Origin of the sequence: Leifsonia sp. YAF41 (assembly GCF_052113185.1) — a bacterium.
GTDB lineage: Bacteria > Actinomycetota > Actinomycetes > Actinomycetales > Microbacteriaceae > Cryobacterium.
In genome coordinates, this window is sequence record NZ_JBFRCS010000003.1 from 72,802 (window position 1) to 91,619 (window position 18,818).

Genomic DNA, 18,818 nt, shown 5'->3' on the forward strand with positions numbered 1-18,818 from the left:
GTAGCCTAGACACGACAAGAAAGGGCGTGGATGGATAAGCAACGCGACTTCGTACTTCGAACTATCGAGGAACGGAGCATCAAGTTCATTCGACTCTGGTTCACGGATGTCGTCGGCACCCTCAAATCAGTTGCCATTGCGCCCGCAGAGGTCGAGGGAGCCTTCATCGAAGGCCTCGGGATCGACGGCTCGGCCATTGAGGGACTGACCCGGTCGTTTGAGGCCGACGTGCTCTTGCATCCGGACCCCACCACGTTCCAGATTCTGCCCTGGCGCGGTGAAGTCGACCCGACCGCCCGCATGTTCTGCGACATCACCACGCCCGACGGGCAGCCGGCTGTCGCCGACCCGCGCAACGTCTTGAAGCGCACCCTCGCAAAGGCCGCCGAACGCGGGTTCACGTTCTACACGCATCCTGAGATCGAGTTCTACCTGCTGAAGTCGTCGAAGGTCGGCAAGGACGGACCGGTTCCGGTCGACTCGGCCGGCTACTTCGACAACGTTCCCGGTGGCACCGCTCACGACTTCCGTCGCCGTTCCGTTCGCATGCTCGAAGATCTCGGCATTTCGGTGGAGTTCAGCCACCACGAGGCTGGCCCCGGCCAGAACGAGATCGATCTGCGCTATGCCGACGCGCTCACCACCGCCGACAACATCATGACCTTCCGCACGGTCATCAAAGAGGTGGCCATCGAACAGGGCGTCTACGCCACGTTCATGCCGAAGCCGATGTCTGACCACCCGGGATCCGGCATGCACACCCACGTGTCGCTGTTCGAAGGTGACACCAACGCGTTCTATGAGGCCGGTGCGCAGTACCAGCTGTCGAAGATCGGTCGTCAGTTCATCGCCGGCCTGCTGCGTCACGCGCCGGAGATCACTGCGGTCACCAACCAGTTCGTCAACTCCTACAAGCGTCTCTGGGGTGGCGACGAAGCTCCGAGCTTCGTCTGCTGGGGTCACAACAACCGTTCGGCGCTCGTGCGTGTTCCGCTCTACAAGCCCAACAAGGGCCAGAGTTCACGCATCGAGTACCGGGCGATGGACTCCGCGGCCAACCCCTACCTCGCCTACTCGCTCATGCTGGCCGCCGGCCTCAAGGGCATCGAAGAGGGCTACGAGCTGCCGCCCGAGGCAGAAGACAACGTCTGGAGCCTGACCGACACGGAACGTCGTGCGCTCGGTTTCCACCCGCTGCCGGCCAGTCTCGATCAGGCCATCGAAGCCATGGAGAACTCAGAGCTCGTCGCCGAAACGCTGGGGGAGCAGGTGTTCAACTACGTGCTGCTCAACAAGCGTCAGGAGTGGAGGGACTACCGCGCCCAGGTGACRCCGTTCGAGCTTCGCAAGAACCTCGAGATGCTCTAACCGCCAGGGGTGTAACGCAACACCATGGCACGTGATCAACTGAACCTCACTGCGCTGGCCCGCGTCGGCTTCAGCGAGCTCAGCGCCGTGCGCGCCCGCCTCGCTGAAGCCGAGGAACTCGGTGCGCCCGACGCGGCCGAGTTGTTGCCGATGCTGGCTCGGGCGGCGAGCCCGGATGCCGCGCTCGGCTCGCTGCTCGAGCTGCTCCGTCAGTCGCCGGAGCAGGTGCAGGCGCTCCTGGCCGACCCGGTCGCCGCCCAGCGTCTCCTGGTCGTGCTCGGCGCCTCAGATGGGGTGGCGGAATTCTTCTTGCGGCATCCGTCTGAGTTGTCGGTGCTCGCCGCCACCCGCACCGACGTTCCGGATGCCGCCGAACTTCTGGCCGATCTTCTCGACTCCGTCGGGGCGGTCAACGGCTTTGCGACACTCGTCGCCGAGCCGGCCTGGGTTGCACTGCGCGTCCGCTACCGGCGGCGCCTGGCCGAACTCGCGGCCTTCGACCTCGAGCAGGAGGATCCGGTCGCCGGGGTTCCCCGCATCGCCGAAACGCTCGCGCATCTCGCCGCTGCCGCACTGGAGGCCGCGCTGGCCGTTGCCCGCACCATGTCTGCCGCCGAGGTGCCCGCACCGGGCGTCTACCCGACGGCCGAGGTCGCCGCCACGCGTCTCGCGGTGATTGGAATGGGCAAAGCCGGTGCGTCGGAGCTCAACTACGTCAGCGACGTCGACGTGATCTTCGTGGCCGCCGGCGATGAAGCGGCCGGGCTGTCCAGCGCGCGCGCTGTCGAGGTCGCCACCCGCCTGGCCATTCTGATGATGCGAGGCATCAACGAGGCGGCGCTGGAGCCCGAGTTGTGGGAGGTCGACCCGAACCTCCGCCCCGAGGGCAAAGACGGCGCGCTCGTGCGCTCATTGGAGTCGCACCTCGCCTACTACGACCGATGGGCGAAGAGTTGGGAGTTCCAGGCGTTGCTCAAGGCGCGTCCGCTCGCCGGCGATCTCGAACTCGGACGTACCTACGTCGATGCCCTGGCGCCGAAGGTGTGGTCAAGCGCGAGCCGCGACAACTTCGTCGAGTCGGTACAGCGGATGCGCGAGCGCGTCACGGCCAACATCCCCGACGACGAGGTCGACATCCAGCTGAAACTGGGTCCTGGCGGCCTGCGCGACATCGAATTCACCGTGCAGCTGCTCCAGCTCGTGCACGGGCAGGTCGACCCGGCGGTGCGCCAGCCGGGCACGCTGCCCGCCCTGACCGCGCTAGCCGACGCCGGCTATATCGGACGCGCCGAGGCCACCGACTTCGCCCACGATTACCGGGTGCTGCGATTGATGGAGCACCGGCTTCAGCTCGCCCGTCTCCGACGCACCCATCTGCTGCCGCGCGATGAGGAGCACTTGCGGGTGCTGGCCCGCGCAACCGGCTTGGCCACGAGTGCGGCAGGCCTCCGCACGCTCTGGTCGGAGACAAAACAGCGTGTGCGTGGGCTGCACGAGCGGCTGTTCTACCGCCCGCTGCTCTCCGCGGTCGCTGCACTTCCGGCTGAGGGATTGAACCTCACGAGCGGGCAGGCTGAGGCTCGCCTGGCAGCGATCGGTTTTCGCAACACCGCCGGCGCCCTGGCCCATATCGCCGCGCTCACCGGGGGAGTGTCCCGCCGGGCGACGATTCAACGGCATTTGCTGCCGGTGCTGTTGCAGTGGTTTTCGGAGGGCGCTGACCCGGACTACGGACTTCTCGCGTTCCGCCGGCTGAGCGACGACCTCGGCTCGACGTACTGGTTCTTGCGTATGCTGCGGGACTCCTCGGGGGCCGCGGAGCGACTCACCCGGGTGCTCTCCGGATCACGTTTCATCGGCGAACTCCTCGAAACCATTCCCGAGGCCGTCGCCTGGCTTGAAGATCCCGATGATCTGCGCCCGCGCCCGTTGTCGGTGCTGCAGGAAGAGGCCAGGGCGGTTCTGTCCCGCCATTCCAGCGCGGATGCCGCGGCCGGCGTCCTGCGCACCGCGCGCCGCCGTGAGGTACTGCGTCTCGCTTTCTCCGCTCTTCTCGGCGAGCTCAGCCTCGACGAGCTGGCGCGCGGCCTGTCGGATGTCACGGCGACCCACATCCAGGCGGTCACTGCCGCAATCCGCGGGAGCGGCCTTGCCGCCGACGAGGGCGACGGCGACGGCATCGAGTTCGGCGTGATCGCCATGGGGCGGTTCGGTGGGGCCGAGCTCGGCTTCGGTTCCGACGCCGATGTGATGTATGTCTTTCGTGCCGCGGCTCTCGAGGGCGACGCCGCTCACGACCGCGCCAAGTTCATTGTGCGTGAGCTCAACCGGCTCACCGAGGACAACCGGTTGCCGCTCGATCTCGACATCGGCTTGCGGCCTGAGGGCAAGAACGGCGTTGTCGTGCGGTCGCTGGACTCCTACGCCGCGTACTATCGTCGCTGGTCGCTGACCTGGGAGGCGCAGGCGCTCCTCCGCGCGCGTGGCGTTGCGGGCGACAAAGGCCTTCTGCGCGACTTTGAAGAGATCGCCGACACCGTGCGCTACCCGACGGCGATCGCCGAGCAAGACGTGCGTGAGGTCAAACGCATCAAGGCCCGGGTCGAGAGCGAACGTCTGCCGCAGGGCGCAGACCCGACCCGGCACCTGAAGCTCGGCCGCGGGTCGTTGAGCGACGTCGAATGGTTTGTGCAGCTGTTGCAGTTGCAGCACGCCGCGGATATCCCGGCGCTTCGCTCGACTTCGACGCTGCACACTTTGCACGAAGCGAGTCTGGCCGGGCTGGTCGCTGAGCCGGATGCGGCGACGCTGCGTGCGGCGTGGGTGTTCGCGTCGCGGGCGCGGTCGGCGATCACCCTCTGGACCAACAAAACGTCCGACGTACTCCCCATCGATCGCACCCAGCTCGAGGGGATCGCCCGGGTGATGGAGTATCCGCCCGGGTCGGCGAACCAGCTCGACGAGGACTACCTGGCCGTCACCCGTCGCTCGCGTGCAGTCTTCGAGCGGGAGTTCTACGGGCCGGCCTAGCGAACGTGCACACTCGGCTTGGCGAGGGTGAAGTCGAGAGCCTGACTAGCTCTACTAGCGCTCCGCGATCAACTTCACGTTCGTGACCAGACTGTCCCACATTCCTTTCGAATGCTGGGCAGCTTCAACGCTCGGATTGTTGTCCTGCGACAGTGTGAGCAGCGTTGTGTCGCCCTCATCATCGAGAGTCCAGGTGAGGGTGTGCCGGTTCTCCGGGACATCTTCCTGGCCGCTTAACGGACTGAAATGGGTATTCACGAGTCGCCGACCCGGTTCAACCTCAAGAATCACGCCCGTGTCCGCGTAGGGCTTGCCCTCCCACACTCCGCGCCATGTAATCGGACTGCCGACCGACCAGTCGGTCTCGACATCAGTGCCGAACATGAACTCCTTGATCGACCCCGGGTCGGTGAGCACCGCCCACACGCGCTCCTGCGGCGCGGCGATCGTGATGCTCGATGTCGCTACGTAGTTCTCTGTCATCGAAGTCTCCTCCTACATTGGCATCATTCTGGCGGTTCGAATCAGCGCGCTTGCCGCCACGCTACTCCGCAGTGCCGGCATCCGGAGCACCAATATGCGTTAACGACATTGGGGCCGCCTCCTCGAAAGGATGCGGCCCCAGCGTGTGTGCTGTGTGGCTTAGACGCCGTAGTACAGCTCGTACTCGAACGGGTGCGGACGTGCAGCGAGCGGCTTGATCTCGTGCTCGCGCTTGAACGCAATCCAGGTCTCGATGAGCTCCGGCGTGAAGACGTTGCCGGCGAGCAGGAAGTCGTGGTCGGCTTCCAGCGCGTCGAGCGCGGCATCCAGCGACGCCGGCAGCTGCGGGATGTTCTTGGCTTCTTCGGGCGGCAGCTCGTAGAGGTCCTTGTCGACCGGCTCGTGCGGCTCGATACGGTTCTTGATTCCGTCAAGGCCGGCCATCAGCTGGGCGGCGAAGGCGAGGTACGGGTTGCTCGCGCCGTCGGGCACGCGGAACTCGATGCGCTTGGCCTTCGGGTTGGTTCCCGTGATCGGGATGCGGATGCATGCCGAGCGGTTTCCGGCCGAGTAGACCAGGTTGACCGGAGCTTCGAAGCCTGGAACCAGGCGACGGAACGAGTTCACGCTCGGGTTGGTGAAGGCGAGCACAGCCGGGGCGTGCTTGAGCAGACCACCGATGTACCAGCGGGCCAGGTCGGAGAGTCCGCCATAGCCGGCCTCATCGTAGAACAACGGCTTGCCGTCGGCCCAGAGCGACTGGTGGGTGTGCATGCCAGAGCCGTTGTCGCCGAAGAGGGGCTTCGGCATGAAGGTGGCGGTCTTGCCCCATTCGTGCGCCGTGTTCTTGACGATGTACTTGAACTTGAGGATGTCGTCGGCTGCGGCGACCATGGTGTCGAAGCGGTAGTTGATCTCGCCCTGTCCGCCGGTGCCCACCTCGTGGTGGCTGCGCTCGAGGATGAGTCCGGCGTCGATCAGCTTGAGGCAGATGTCGTCACGCAGGTCGGCGTGCTGGTCGACCGGGCTGACGGGGAAGTAGCCGCCCTTGAAGGGGGTCTTGTTGGCGAGGTTGCCGCCCTCTTCCTTGCGGCCCGAGTTCCAGGCGCCTTCGCTCGAGTCGACCGAGTAGAAGCTCGAGTGCTGGTTCACTTCGTAACGCACGTCATCGAAGATGTAGAACTCGGCCTCGGGAGCGAAGAACGCGGTGTCGGCGATGCCGGTGGAGGCGAGGTATTTCTCGGCCTTCTTGGCAACCTGACGCGGGTCCTTCGAGTAGATCTCACCGTTGCGCGGGTTGTAGATGTCGAAGAGCATGATGAGCGTGCGCTCGGCGCGGAACGCGTCGATGTACGCCGTGGTGACGTCGGGGATCAGCTGCAGATCCGACTCGTGGATCGACGCGAAACCGCGGATCGAGGAGCCGTCGAACAACTGGCCGACGGTGAAGAACTCCTCATCGACTGTTGCTGCCGGGATGTTGAAGTGCTGCTGCACACCCGGCATGTCGGTGAAACGGATGTCGAGGAACTTGACATCGGTCTCTTTGATGAATTTGAGCACTTCTGAGGAATCGCGGAACATGCTGGAACTCCAAACGGCGTGGTTCTGGGACAGTCGCGCACTGCGGCCATGGTCGAGCGTAGTCGAGCGTCGTTTCTCGAGGGTGACGCGAATGTTTCGCGCATGTTACGTGGCGCCTCCGCGAACTGTCTCGTTCTTGCTCGACCAACGTCGCAGGACTAGATTCACGAGCAAGCGAACAGGATGGTGGCATCAGCGACGCACCATCGCGAAACCGAGAATGTCCGACGGAATCCCCGTACCAGCAGCCCGAGCCAGGGAGAAGCACCGCGCTCCCGCTCAACTCACGGCGATCATCGCGTTGGGCGCCCTGTGCGGACTGGCCTGGGCCGCAGGGTTCCGGGCCTACATGGTCGAACTCGCCGGCGCCGCATCTGCCTTCTCCTGGTGGGGCACATTCGGCGCAGTGCTCCTCCCTGGCGCCCTGGTCGGCGGGCTGCTTGGCTGGGCTGAAGCGATGAGACGCGACGGCGGGCGCAGAGGATGGCGCTGGCTCGCACTCGCGCCGCTCGCGTTTGCGATCGCCCCACTCCTCGGTCCCGGCGCGATCGTCGTCCTGTTGACGCAAGGTCTCGGCGGTGGGGCCATCGCGGTAGCCCTGATCGGACTCGGTGGCGGCTACGCCGTGTCCCGCCGGGGCCCGGGTTGGGTGCGTGTTCTCAGCGGAGTTGTGAGCGCCGCCCTGGCTGTAGCTCTCGTACTCGTGACTCCCGCGATCGGCGGTTCCCGCCTCGCCCTCACCGAACCGAGGGGTGCCTGGGTCGGAGCGTTGGCATTGTCCTTCCTCCTCCTGCTGGCGCTTGCCTCGTCCATCCCGCACCGGCGGGTTTGCACGGCCGCGGTCCCAACGTCGGTGCCCGGGGGCACAACGTCCAGGCGCGCTCGTTAGTATTGAGACGTGTCTGACTCCTCATCGAAATCCGTCTCTTTTGGGCAGCTTGCCCCGAGCGAATGGCCGGGGGAGCGCCTCGGTCTTCCCGAACGTGGACCCCGCTCTGTGGCACGGGTCGGGCGCCGTTTCGCGGCACTGGGGATCGACTGGGCCCTGGCCGTCGTCGTGTCGAGTCTGTTCTTCGACTACAACGGTTTCGCCACGACGCTCGTCTTCGTTGGCATGCAGATCATCTTCATCCCCACACTCGGCGGCAGCATCGGCCACCGCCTGCTCGGCCTGCGCGTCGTCGCTCTGGCCGGCGGCTGGGTCGGCCTCTGGCGACCGGTCGTCCGTTCGGTGCTTCTCGGCATCGTCGTGCCGGCACTCGTCTGGGATTCAGACCAGCGCGGCTTTCATGACAAAATCGCCGGCACGGTTCTGATCCGCGCGTAGCGAACCGAGATACCGTGCCGGCGATGAAAGACGCTGGCGGGGTGAGGCCTAGCGGCCGCGCTGCGGACGCGCCTTGAACGGGTCGACGCCCTTCGGAATCGGCAGTGCGGTTCCGAGGGAGCTCAGACGGTTGTTGACCGCGAGTACCTCGGCCTTGGTCAAGGTCGGCTTGATGCGCGTCAGGCGGCGGGCCAGCTTGTGCAGTGGCACGGCATCCGCGTCGGGGCCGACCGAAATCGTCGTGACGGTGACGTTGCCGAGCACCTTGGCGACCTTGCGACGCTCATCGTCGATCATCCGAGCGGTGCGGGAACGCGGGCCTTCACTGATCAAGACGACGCCACCGCGGCCGACGGCCCGGTAGACGGCATCTTGCGTCTTGCCGTTGACGGCAACCGGCATTTCGCTGCCGACCCAGCCGCGCTTCAACGAGCTGCGCAGAACGGCGCCGACGGCGCCCGGCTGGCCTTCGATCTGGGAGTAGGCGGCCTTCTCTGCACGACGGCCGAGAATGATGAGCATGGCCAACACGCCACCGAGCACACCGGCGACGATCCAGAGCACCAGCGACAGAACGTTGCCGGGCGAGAAGATGAAGGCGAGAGCAAGACCGAGCGCAACCGGAACGAGGAACGCCAGAATCAAGAAGAGTGTGATCTTCGAGTCGTAGCGTCTCGTCATCTGGAAGACCTGCCACATTTGCTTCAAGCGGCCTGGTTCTTTGGGTTTGCGGGGAGTCTTATCCTTGCTGCGTGCCATGGTTCTAACACTACCGAGTCCGTCGAATGCCGCGTGACCGATTCCGGCCCCTGACTGACGCTCAATCCCCGTTTCAGTAGATTCCGAGGTTCTCACCAGGCGAGTGACTGGCCGGTTATCCACGAATCGTGACAGGTCGCGGATGTCGGAGTGCCGGTCAACGACGATGGCAGGCGTGAGATCACGCAAACAGAAGTCGCCTCACGCCGGCGAACCCCTCGGCCCGGTTGATCCCGTGACGTGGAACGTCGAGCCGACGGCGGCGGCAGCGGCTGAGCGATTGTCGGAGATTGCCGGCTACCAGCTCGGACGGAAGCTGGGAACCGACGCCGACGCAGATCTTTACCTTGGCCACGGTGGGCACGGAGAACTTGGCGATGTCGCCTCGAACATCGTGACGCTCAAGCTGTTTCGCACTGAGTCAGCGAGCTCCCAGATCGACCACGAGCTCGCGGTGCGGTCCGTGCTCGTCCCCGGCTCGATCGGTGCTCTTCTCGACGTGGCGAACCTGGCCGACGGTCGAGTGGTTCTGGTGCTGGAGCATTTGGCCGGTGGTTCCCTGGTTCGTTATCTGCGCGCGTACACGCCACTGTCCCCGGGCGAGGCCGTGACCATCCTGGCTCCGATCGTGTCTTCGCTCGCGGCGTTGCACGAGGCCGGGTTCGCTCTGCCCGACCTGTCGGTGACAGCGATCACGCTCACGGCCGAAGGGCGGCCGGTTATTGACAAGTTCGGTGCACTCGAGCTTCTCCCACCGCCGGCGACCGCTGCGCGAGTGCGCCGGGACCTGCTGCGCAACGACTACGAGCGGTTGATCAGAGTGATGCGCGAGGTTTTCGCAGCGGTTGACCCCGCCAGCGGCGGAGCACGGCATGCCGAGGGGATTGCGGGTTGGGGCGAAGAAGCGGCCGATCACCTCTCGATTCCTGAGTGTCTCGACGGGCTGGAAGCCGCATTGTTCGCGTGGGCGCCGGGCGAGGCGCTGCGGATGCGCCGACCGGTCGCCGCCCACGATGCACCGCTGACGGACTTCCCCCTGCGGAGGATTGAACAGGTCGCCGTGCCGCCGCCGCGTGAGCGCGCTGTTGCGGAGCGACCGCCGCCAGTCGTGCGAAACCGAATTCAGCATGCGGCCGATCGGATCGCGACTGCCCTCCGCGGACCGTTTGCCGAGCGCGATAGTGCCGAGCATGGTGCAGCCGAGCTGAGCACGTTCTCGGCCAGGCTGCGAAAACGTCTCCACTCCCGGCCGATTCTGGTTGCGGCGGCACTGGCGATCGGGCTCAGCAGTCTCGCTCTCGGCGCACTGTCGACGGGGGCGGTCGACGAAGAGGTTGCGGCCGAGAACTCCGATGCGGTAACCGCCGAGTCCGATCCTTCGCCAATCGTCGCTGGCACGGCTGCCGAGCGTGAGGCGATCGCCGCTGACGACCCGGTGGCTGCTGCAATGGCCCTGCTCGCCGTGCGAGCCGTCTGCCTCGCCGAATCGTCGGTGCTGTGTCTTGACACGGTTGATCAGGCCGGCTCGGCAGCGATGGCAGCTGACCGATACACCGTACGCATCGCACAGCAGAATGCGGGCGATCCGGTGGTGCAGCTGTTCGAAACCGATGCTCGGCTCGTCGAACGGAACGGAGACTCGGCACTGGTTGAAGTCACCATGAAGCCGGCGGCGAAAGATTCAGCTGGCGCAACCGCAACAGCGACTGAGCTAGGAGAAGCGCCGGCAGACGAACGGGGATACAGCAAACCGGCCTCGCTCCTGGTGATCAGGGGCGAGGCCGGTTGGCGTGTACGTGAGATCTTCGACTACTGATTCCGACAGACGCCACAGTGACGTGGGTTGTCAGAACCGATTCGACCTACAGGCCGAGGTTTGCTTCGAAAGCTCCGGCTTCCAGACGCTTCTTCATGGTGACAAGGAAGCCGGCTGCGTCGGCACCGTCGATGATGCGGTGGTCGTACGACAGTGCCAGGTAGACGGTCGAGCGGATGGCGATCGAGTCGAGGCCGTCATTGGTGACAACGACCGGCTTCTTGTACACGATGCCGGTGCCAAGGATGGCGCTCTGCGGCAGGAAGACGACGGGGGTGTCGAAGAGTGCGCCGCGCGAACCGGTGTTGGTCAGCGTGAACGTTCCACCGGACAGCTCGTCGGGCTTCAGCTTGTTCTCGCGAGTGCGCTCAGCCAGATCGGCGATCTGTGCAGCGAAACCTGCGATGTCGAGGCCTGCAGCGTCGCGCACGACGGGCGTGAGCAATCCGCGCTCGGTCTCAACGGCAATGCTGATGTTCTCCTGCGCCGGGTAGACGATGGAGTCGCCCTCGATCGTCGCGTTGATGATCGGGTTGGCCTGCAGCGCTTCGGCAGCAGCCAAAGCGAAGAACGGCAGGAACGAGAGCTTGTTGCCGGTCTTCGCCAGGAACTCGCCCTTGATCTTGTCGCGAAGAATTGCGACGCGGGTGACGTCAACCTCGACGACGGTGGTCAGCTGGGCTGACGTGTTCATCGAGATGACGGCGCGCTCGGCCACAACCTTGCGCAGTCGCGACATCGGGACGGTGGTGCCGCGCAGCGGTGACACTGCAACGACCGGTGCGGTTGCCGGAGCAGTCGAGGCCGAAGCCGAAGCGATGTCCTGCTTGCGGATGCGTCCACCGACACCGGTGCCGGTGATCGTCGACAGGTCGACGCCGGCCTCGTTGGCGAGCTTGCGCACAATCGGGGTGACGTAGCCGGAGGTGCCGGCGTGCGAGCCGCGGGCAGCCGGGGCTGCTGCGGGTGCCGGTGCGGCGACAGGTGCCGGTGCCGGTGCCGGTGCGGCGACAGGTGCGGGAGATGCAACCGGTGCCGGTGCGGCGACAGGTGCGGGAGCTGCAACCGGGGCTGGTGCGGCAACGGGTGCCGGTGCAACGGGTGCTGCTACCGGTGCGGCGACAGGTGCCGGTGCGGCGACAGGTGCCGGTGCGACGGGCGCCTCAGCAACAGGTGCCTCAGCAACAGGTGCCTCAGCAACAGGGGCCGGTGCTGCGGCAGCAGCTGAACCGTCACCGATGGTGACGAGAATCGTTCCGACCTCGACGGTCTCGTCTTCCTGAACCAGGATTGCCTCGATCACGCCGGCGACGGGGGAGGGGATCTCCGTGTCAACCTTGTCGGTCGACACTTCGAGCAGGGGCTCGTCGACCTCCACGCGGTCGCCTACATTCTTGAGCCAGCGGGTAACCGTGCCCTCTGTGACACTCTCTCCGAGTGCCGGGAGGCTGACGGATTCGCTCATGCGCTTGTCTCCTTTGAAACCATTTGTCTGGGGTTAGATTAGTGAAATCAGTGAACCGGAAGCCGGTTACATTGCGTGAAGCGGCTTGCCGGCGAGAGCAAGGAACGCTTCGCCGAGTGCTTCGTTCTGTGTGGGGTGGGCGTGGATCAGCGGGGCGATGTCTTCTGGGTATGCTTCCCAGTTGACCGCCAGCTGGCCTTCACCGATCAGTTCGCCGACGCGGGCGCCGATCATGTGTACGCCGACGACGGGGCCGTCGTTGACACGAACAACCTTGACCGAACCCGTGGTGCCGATGATCGCGCTCTTGCCGTTGCCGCCGAGGTTGTACTCGTAGCTCGTGACCTGGTCAGCGCCGAACTTCTCAGCAGCCTTCGCTTCGGTGTAACCGACAGACGCTACCTCGGGGTCACAGTAGGTGACCTTCGGGATGTTCACGTCTTCAACGATGATCGGGTTCAAGCCGGCGAGCTCTTCGGCGACGAAGATGCCCTGCTGGAAACCGCGGTGTGCAAGCTGCAGGCCGGGAACGATGTCGCCGACGGCGTAGACGCCGGGCACGTTGGTGGCGAGGCGCTCGTTGGTGAGAACGAAACCGCGGTCCATCGCGATGCCGACTTCTTCGAAGCCGAGGCCGGCGGTCGACGGGCCACGGCCCACGGCGACGAGCAGGAGTTCGGCTTCAATCGTCTTGCCGTCTTCGAGCGTGACGACGACGCCGGTCTCGTTCTGCGTGACACTTGCAAAGCGCACGCCAAGCGAGTACTCGATGCCGCGCTTGCGGAACGCGCGCTCCAGCTGCTTGGAGATCGATTCTTCTTCGTTCGGAACGAGGTGGGGCAGAGCCTCAATGATCGTCACGTCGGCGCCGAAGGACTTCCAGACGCTCGCAAACTCGACGCCGATGACGCCGCCGCCGAGCACGGCAACCTTCTTCGGAACGAAGTTCAGCTCGAGAGCCTGCTCGCTGGTGATGACGCGGCCACCGAGTTCGAGACCCGGAAGCGAACGGGAGTAGGAACCCGTGGCGAGGATGACGTTCTTGCCTACGATGGTGTCTTCGCCGACCTGCACGGTCGTCGGGGAGATCAGGCGACCTTCACCCTGGATGACCGTGATGCCGCGAGCCTTGATCAGGCCCTGCAGACCCTTGTACTTGCTCGAGACGATGCCTTCGCGGTACGCGGTGACGCCCTGGATGTCGATGCCACCGAACGTGGTCGACACCCCGTACTTCGACGACTCACGGCTCACATCGGCTACCTCAGCCGAGTGCAGCAGCGCCTTGGTCGGGATGCAACCACGGTGCAGGCAGGTGCCGCCGAGTTTGTCCTTCTCAATCAGACCAACGGAGAAACCGAGCTGGACTGCACGCAGCGCTGCTGCATATCCACCGCTTCCTCCACCGAGAACGACAATGTCAAAATTCTGTTCCGACACCCAGCTACTCCCTCGCGCATTACGAATTCAGCTACGACTCCGCCAACGGATTCATGATCTACATGGCGGGCCTTCTGCGGCAAGATATTCTTGCCTCTACGACTGTACTACGGGCGAGAAAAGTCCTCGGCCAGTCTGATCAGGGCACGCACAGAAACACCGGTCGGTCCCGGCTTCGTGAAGCCCCATGCTCCGCCTTCGTTCTGGGCGCTTCCGGCGATGTCCAGGTGAGCCCACGGAATCGTCGCGTCGGTGAACTCCCGGAGAAACACGGCGGCCAGGAGCATCCCGGCAGCTTTGTTTCCGATTTTCGCGTTGGCGATGTCCGCCACATCGGAGTTGAGCAGTGCCCGCAATTCGTCGGGCAACGGCATCGGCCAGGCGAGCTCGCCCGTTGCCGTGCTGGCCGCGAGCACCTGGTCGACCAAGGTGGTGTCGCCCATTGCCGCGAAGTAGCGCGTGCCGAGTGCGACCGTCGCCGCACCGGTCAGCGTCGCGACGTCGACGATGGCGTCCGGCTTCTCTTCAGCCGCGGCGACCAAGCCGTCGGCCAGAACAAGGCGGCCCTCGGCATCCGTGTTCAGCACCTCGACGGTGCGCCCACCGCGGATACGCAGAACATCTTCCGGACGAGTCGCGGTGCCCGACGGCATGTTCTCGGCGATGCACAACCAGGCGGTGATGCGCACCGGAAGGGCGAGCTTCGCTGCGGCGACTGCCACAGCCAGAACTGTCGCAGCGCCGGTCATGTCGTACTTCATGCCGACCATCGAGGCCGCGGGCTTCAGCGACAGGCCGCCGGTGTCGAACGTGATTCCCTTGCCCACGAGCGCCAAGTGGCGGGAGGCATCGGCGGGGGAGTAGCTGACCTTCACCAAACGTGGGGGCCGCGTCGACCCCTGGCCGACGCCCAGGATGCCGCCGAAACCGTCGGCGGCCAGGGCTGCCTCGTCCCAGATCGTCACGTCGATCGGCAAATCGCGCGCCGCAGCCTCTGAGCGTTCGGCGAGTGACTGCGGGAACAGGTCGGAGGGCGGGGTGTTGACGAGGTCCTTGACCAGTTGCATCGCCTCGGCGATCGCCAGTGCGTGAGCGACGGAGTCCTGATTGCCGAGCGTGGAGTGAACGTCGATGCGTGTAGCGCTGAGCTTGGCGTCGGCCAGGGAAGTGGTGCGGTATTCGGTGAAGGAATAGGCGCCGAGCAGTGCGCCCTCCAACAGGGCGTCGAGCTGCTGTTCATCGGCCAGGGGGAGTGCAAAGGCGAGGTGGTCAGCACCGGTCAGCTGACGCACGGCCGAGCCTGCAGCCAGGCGGAGCGCATCCGGCGTCATCACGGTGCCGATTCCGACAATGGCGATGGCGCCGGCCGCGCCGATTGTCGCGGGAAGCCGGACGACCTCGTCACGGCGACCTGTGACGCCGAGAGCGGTGAAATGCTCGGCCAGCCCGGCGAAGGCGGGGTCGGCGACCAATGTTGGCCCGTCGGGAGTACTGACCGCGGCGAGCACGAGAATTTCGGCGACTGAATCGACAGCGGGCTGGGTGGACAGTGTCAACGACGGGAGAACCATAGGTCAATGCTAATCACCGGGCGTCGGTGCTCCGTTCCCGACCGTCCCGCTCGCTCCGTCAGTTGTTCGCTCTCGGCACTATCGCCAAGACCGCTTTTCAGTTTGCTTCGAGAGGGCGCGGCCTAGAGTTAATGCATGCGTGATCCAGGTGACCTCTACGAACTGACCGATGCCGCCGCCGGCATCCCCGAGGGCCTGCATCTCGTCGCCGGGTTGACGGGTTTCGCGGATGCAGGTGGTGCAGTTTCGCAGTTCACCGAATATTTGCTCGGTGCGCTTCCGAACACCGTGGTCGCCAGATTCGATGCCGATGTGCTTCTCGACTACCGGGCGCGTCGCCCGATCATCTATTTCGATCAGGATCACCTCAGCGATTACCAGCCGCCGACCCTCAGCCTGTATCTGGCGCGAGACGAGGTCGGGCAGCAGTTCCTGCTGCTCGCCGGCTACGAGCCCGATTTTCGGTGGGAACAGTTCACTGCTGCGATTCTTCAACTGGTCGAACGCTTCACCATCTCGTCGACCACGTGGGTGCACGCCATCCCGATGCCGGTGCCGCACACGCGCCCGATCGGTGTCACCGTCAGCGGTAGCCGCTCAGACCTGGTGGAGAGCATGTCGGTCTGGCGCCCCCACACGCAGGTGCCTGCAAACGTGCTGCACCTGGTCGAGTACCGGCTGCTCGAGTCTGACGCGTCGGCCGTCGGTTTCGTGTTGCTGATTCCTCACTATCTGGCCGACACCGAGTTTCCGTTCGCCGCCTTGTCGGCGCTCGAAAGCACGAGTGCGGCGACGGGCCTCATCTTCCCGACCGATCACCTGCGCGAAAAGAACCGGGAGTTCATTGAGCGGATCGACGAGCAGGTGGCGGACAACCCCGAACTCGCGAAGCTGGTCGGCACGCTCGAACAGCGCTACGACTCCTACATGGAGGGCAGCACGCTGCGTTCGCCGCTCACCGACGAAGACGGCGAGCTTCCCACGGCCGACGAAATTGCCGCGGAGCTGGAGAAGTTCCTCGCGATCCGACGCAATAAAGATGACGGCTCGCCGCTCTAGCCGCACAGGCCTCTGACGCTCCCACAGCCGCCTCGCCGTCAGGGGGGTGCTGAACCGGGCGGTAGGTTGGGATGAGTGAACTCTTCTCGATCCTGGCTTATCTTCTCCCTCGGATCGTTCGCGTACCTCTCTGCTGTACTGCAACGCACCTCGATGGGCATTGCCGGCGTCGCCGCCACCGAGCGGTTCGGCGGTTCGGCCGCAGTGCTGTCCAGCCTCGCCGTCGTGCAACTGATCGTTTACGCGGCGATGCAGATTCCCGTCGGCGTTCTGATCGACCGGTATGGGCCGCGCGTGCTGATTATCACGGGCACCGCGCTGATGGTCGTCGGTCAGATGGCCCTGGCCTTTGCGCCGAGCATCACCATCGCGGTGATCGGACGCATCCTGGTCGGCGCCGGCGATGCGATGATCTTCATCTCAGTGATCCGGTTGATCAGTTCGTGGTTCACCGGCCGAATCGTTCCGCAGTTATCGCAGTGGATGGGCCAGATCGGCCAACTCGGTCAGGTGCTCTCGGCAATTCCACTCGCCTGGGTGCTGTCGGAGTGGGGGTGGACACCCGCGTTCCTCTCGGCGGCATCCGTCGCGGTGGTCGCCTTGATCGCCGTCATCCTTGTCATCAAGGACCGGCCCGCCGATTCCGAAGAACACCCTAGGGCCAACAGCTGGCATGTCGCGGTCACCCAACTGCGGCACAGTTTCAAGCGTCCGGGCACCCAACTGGGTTTCTGGTCGCACTACGTCACCCAATCGTCGGGCACCGTGTTCAGCCTGCTCTGGGGTTTTCCGTTCATGGTGTTCGGGCTGGGCTATGAGCCGCACTTCGCAGCGGCGATGCTCACGATTTTGGTGGGGTCAGGTCTCGTCTTCGGCCCGATCCTCGGGCTGCTGTCCGCCCGGTATCCGCTGCGACGCAGCAACATTGTGCTCGGCATTGTGACGGCGATTGGGCTGGCCTGGGCCGTGGTGCTGCTCTGGCCGACCGTGCCGCCGGTCTGGCTGATTGCCCTGCTGCTTGTGGTTCTCGGCATCGGGGGCCCCGGTTCGCTCATCGGTTTCGACTTCGCGCGCACGTTCAACCCGCAACGCAGCCTGGGCGCCGCGAATGGCGTCGTGAATGTGGGCGGCTTCACCGCCAGTTTCGTGTCGATGTTTCTGATCGGTGTGCTGCTCGACCTGCAAGACGGATGGCGCGTCGCCGGCGGTCAAGCCAGCGACCTGTACGCGCTCGACGCATTCCGTGTCGCGTTTGCCGTGCAATACCTGGTGATCGGGATCGGCGTCTTCTTTTTGGTGAGTGCGCGGCGCCGTACCCGCAGGGGACTTTCCCGCGACGAGGGAATAGAAGTGGCACCGATCTGGGTTGCACTCTCACGAAGGTGGCGTCGGCGCAAGGCCTGAGGCGAACAAAGTGGCTTGTTCCCCCGCCAAACCGTGCAATAATTGAGAACAGGACCCGTTCTGGTTCCGGAGTTTTTGACGCCAGCGTCAAAGCATGCGTTGCCTCGTTGCAGCGCCCCGGACTTGACATGGGTCCTTGTACTGCCCAAATTCAACTGCTTGATCACAATCCGCTCGTTTTAGCGGGTTGCGAGCAGGCTGAGGAACTGGCCAGTGCACCAACCCAGCATGAGAGGTGTTCGAATGGCAACCCCCGCAAAGTCAGAAGCGACGGAGACCACTGAGAGCAAGGAGTCCGCTGTCAAGACTCCCGCGACCAAAGCCGCTGCAACCAAGGCTCCGGCCAAGGCAGCTGCACCCAAGACTGCCGCAGTGAAGAAGGCCGCAACTGCAGCCCCGCGCAAGCGCGCTTCCAAGAAGGCCGACGACGAAGAAGTTGTCGAGCCGGTTGCCGCCGACGACGCGTTCGCCGATGACGATGAAGACGGCACCAAGCGTCCGGTCTCGACCGAGCCGCTTCCGACTGGCGCACTCGTGCTTTCGCTCGTTGATGACGACGACGAGGTTCCGGTCTACTCGAGTGCCATCACCGGTGCGACGGCCGACCCTGTCAAGGACTACCTGAAGCAGATCGGTAAGGTCGCCCTGCTGAACGCGGCCGAAGAAGTTGAGCTGGCCATGCGTATCGAGGCCGGCCTGTTCGCCGAAGACAAGCTGTCGGTCATGACCGATGCCGAGAAGAAGAGCCCGCTCGGGCGCGAACTCCAGTGGGTGGCTAAAGATGGCGCCCGCGCGAAGAGCCACCTCCTCGGTGCCAACCTGCGCCTCGTCGTCTCGCTGGCCAAGCGCTACACCGGCCGCGGGATGCAGTTCCTCGACCTGATCCAGGAAGGAAACCTGGGCCTCATCCGTGCCGTCGAGAAGTTCGACTACACCAAGGGCTTCAAGTTCTCCACCTACGCCACCTGGTGGATCCGTCAGGCCATCACCCGCGCCATGGCCGACCAGGCCCGCACCATCCGCATCCCGGTGCACATGGTCGAGGTCATCAACAAGCTGGCCCGTGTTCAGCGTCAGATGCTGCAGGACCTGGGTCGCGAACCCACGCCTGAGGAGCTGAGCCGCGAACTCGACATGACGCCTGAAAAGGTCGTCGAGGTGCAGAAGTACGGTCGCGAGCCGATTTCACTGCACACTCCGTTGGGTGAAGACGGTGACAGCGAATTCGGTGACTTGATCGAAGACACCGAAGCCGTCGTTCCGGCCGACGCTGTCGGGTTCACCATGCTGCAGAAGCAGCTGGAGAGCCTGCTTGACTCGCTGTCCGAGCGTGAAGCCGGCGTGATCCGTATGCGTTTCGGTCTCGGCGACGGCATGCCGAAGACGCTCGACCAGATCGGCGACACGTTCGGCGTCACACGCGAACGCATCCGTCAGATCGAGTCGAAGACCATGGCCAAGCTGCGTCACCCGTCGCGTTCGCAGTCACTGCGCGACTACCTCGAGTAGGAG

General features: G+C 64.7%; 14 protein-coding genes. 8 read left to right on the forward strand and 6 right to left on the reverse strand.

Translation table 11 applies throughout. From position 1 onward, the window contains the following. Positions 1-30: 30 nt before the first annotated feature. A complete protein-coding gene (locus tag AB4Y63_RS03825) occupies positions 31-1,368 on the forward strand; it encodes a glutamine synthetase family protein (protein ID WP_441789718.1) in 1,338 nt (445 codons plus the stop codon). Positions 1,369-1,392: 24 nt separating this feature from the next. Further along, positions 1,393-4,398: a bifunctional [glutamine synthetase] adenylyltransferase/[glutamine synthetase]-adenylyl-L-tyrosine phosphorylase gene (locus AB4Y63_RS03830; protein WP_441789719.1), complete on the forward strand. Its 3,006-nt coding sequence runs from the start codon at positions 1,393-1,395 to the stop codon at positions 4,396-4,398. Between the two features lie 54 nt (positions 4,399-4,452). On the opposite strand, the gene AB4Y63_RS03835 is transcribed toward AB4Y63_RS03830, so the two are convergent. After that, positions 4,453-4,881 (reverse strand): SRPBCC domain-containing protein, encoded by a 429-nt coding sequence (locus AB4Y63_RS03835; RefSeq protein ID WP_441789720.1) that lies wholly within the window; start codon positions 4,879-4,881, stop codon positions 4,453-4,455. Between the two features lie 159 nt (positions 4,882-5,040). Beyond that, complete coding sequence (glnA, locus tag AB4Y63_RS03840) at positions 5,041-6,465, reverse strand: type I glutamate--ammonia ligase (RefSeq protein WP_441789721.1); 1,425 nt, start codon at positions 6,463-6,465, stop codon at positions 5,041-5,043. 220 nt (positions 6,466-6,685) lie between these two features. Between glnA and AB4Y63_RS03845 the strand changes: the two genes are divergently transcribed. Then, positions 6,686-7,354 (forward strand): hypothetical protein, encoded by a 669-nt coding sequence (locus AB4Y63_RS03845; protein ID WP_441789722.1) that lies wholly within the window; start codon positions 6,686-6,688, stop codon positions 7,352-7,354. A gap of 9 nt (positions 7,355-7,363) precedes the next feature. Next, entirely contained in the window at positions 7,364-7,792 is a 429-nt protein-coding gene (locus tag AB4Y63_RS03850; protein WP_441789723.1) for an RDD family protein, read from the forward strand. A 48-nt stretch (positions 7,793-7,840) separates the two neighbouring features. On the opposite strand, the gene AB4Y63_RS03855 is transcribed toward AB4Y63_RS03850, so the two are convergent. After that, positions 7,841-8,551 carry a DUF4191 domain-containing protein gene (locus tag AB4Y63_RS03855; RefSeq protein WP_441789724.1) on the reverse strand — a complete coding sequence of 237 codons (711 nt, stop codon included), beginning with the start codon at positions 8,549-8,551 and terminating at the stop codon, positions 7,841-7,843. Positions 8,552-8,726: 175 nt separating this feature from the next. Here AB4Y63_RS03855 and AB4Y63_RS03860 point away from each other — a divergent pair, with 175 nt between their 5' ends. After that, a complete protein-coding gene (locus tag AB4Y63_RS03860; RefSeq protein WP_441789725.1) occupies positions 8,727-10,367 on the forward strand; it encodes a hypothetical protein in 1,641 nt (546 codons plus the stop codon). Positions 10,368-10,413: 46 nt separating this feature from the next. Here AB4Y63_RS03860 and AB4Y63_RS03865 read toward each other — a convergent pair whose 3' ends face one another. The 3 genes from AB4Y63_RS03865 to AB4Y63_RS03875 form a co-directional block, all read right to left on the reverse strand. Beyond that, positions 10,414-11,832 (reverse strand): 2-oxo acid dehydrogenase subunit E2, encoded by a 1,419-nt coding sequence (locus tag AB4Y63_RS03865; RefSeq protein ID WP_441789726.1) that lies wholly within the window; start codon positions 11,830-11,832, stop codon positions 10,414-10,416. A 66-nt stretch (positions 11,833-11,898) separates the two neighbouring features. Next, the gene (gene lpdA, locus AB4Y63_RS03870; protein WP_441789727.1) at positions 11,899-13,272 is read right to left on the reverse strand and encodes a dihydrolipoyl dehydrogenase; all 1,374 of its coding nucleotides are present in this window, start codon (positions 13,270-13,272) and stop codon (positions 11,899-11,901) included. 107 nt (positions 13,273-13,379) lie between these two features. Beyond that, on the reverse strand, positions 13,380-14,843 hold the full coding sequence (locus AB4Y63_RS03875; protein WP_441789728.1) for a leucyl aminopeptidase: 1,464 nt from the start codon (positions 14,841-14,843) through the stop codon (positions 13,380-13,382). Positions 14,844-14,978: 135 nt separating this feature from the next. Between AB4Y63_RS03875 and AB4Y63_RS03880 the strand changes: the two genes are divergently transcribed. The 3 genes from AB4Y63_RS03880 to AB4Y63_RS03890 all read left to right on the forward strand — a co-directional run bounded on the left by AB4Y63_RS03880 (position 14,979) and on the right by AB4Y63_RS03890 (position 18,815). Beyond that, a complete protein-coding gene (locus tag AB4Y63_RS03880; RefSeq protein WP_441789729.1) occupies positions 14,979-15,902 on the forward strand; it encodes a proteasome assembly chaperone family protein in 924 nt (307 codons plus the stop codon). A gap of 75 nt (positions 15,903-15,977) precedes the next feature. Further along, complete coding sequence (locus AB4Y63_RS03885; protein ID WP_441789730.1) at positions 15,978-17,306, forward strand: MFS transporter; 1,329 nt, start codon at positions 15,978-15,980, stop codon at positions 17,304-17,306. 243 nt (positions 17,307-17,549) lie between these two features. Further along, positions 17,550-18,815 carry an RNA polymerase sigma factor gene (locus AB4Y63_RS03890; RefSeq protein WP_441789731.1) on the forward strand — a complete coding sequence of 422 codons (1,266 nt, stop codon included), beginning with the start codon at positions 17,550-17,552 and terminating at the stop codon, positions 18,813-18,815. The last annotated feature ends 3 nt before the right edge of the window (positions 18,816-18,818 follow it).

Bases quoted from the DNA above. Each gene is read 5' to 3' on its own strand.
- AB4Y63_RS03845 (WP_441789722.1), top strand. From the start codon at position 6,686: ATGTCCGACGGAATCCCCGTACCAGCAGCCCGAGCCAGGGAGAAGCAC.
- AB4Y63_RS03875 (WP_441789728.1), bottom strand. From the start codon at position 14,843: ATGGTTCTCCCGTCGTTGACACTGTCCACCCAGCCCGCTGTCGATTCA.
- glnA (WP_441789721.1), bottom strand. From the start codon at position 6,465: ATGTTCCGCGATTCCTCAGAAGTGCTCAAATTCATCAAAGAGACCGAT.
- AB4Y63_RS03880 (WP_441789729.1), top strand. From the start codon at position 14,979: ATGCGTGATCCAGGTGACCTCTACGAACTGACCGATGCCGCCGCCGGC.
- AB4Y63_RS03865 (WP_441789726.1), bottom strand. From the start codon at position 11,832: ATGAGCGAATCCGTCAGCCTCCCGGCACTCGGAGAGAGTGTCACAGAG.
- AB4Y63_RS03855 (WP_441789724.1), bottom strand. From the start codon at position 8,551: ATGGCACGCAGCAAGGATAAGACTCCCCGCAAACCCAAAGAACCAGGC.
- AB4Y63_RS03890 (WP_441789731.1), top strand. From the start codon at position 17,550: ATGGCAACCCCCGCAAAGTCAGAAGCGACGGAGACCACTGAGAGCAAG.
- AB4Y63_RS03830 (WP_441789719.1), top strand. From the start codon at position 1,393: ATGGCACGTGATCAACTGAACCTCACTGCGCTGGCCCGCGTCGGCTTC.
- AB4Y63_RS03835 (WP_441789720.1), bottom strand. From the start codon at position 4,881: ATGACAGAGAACTACGTAGCGACATCGAGCATCACGATCGCCGCGCCG.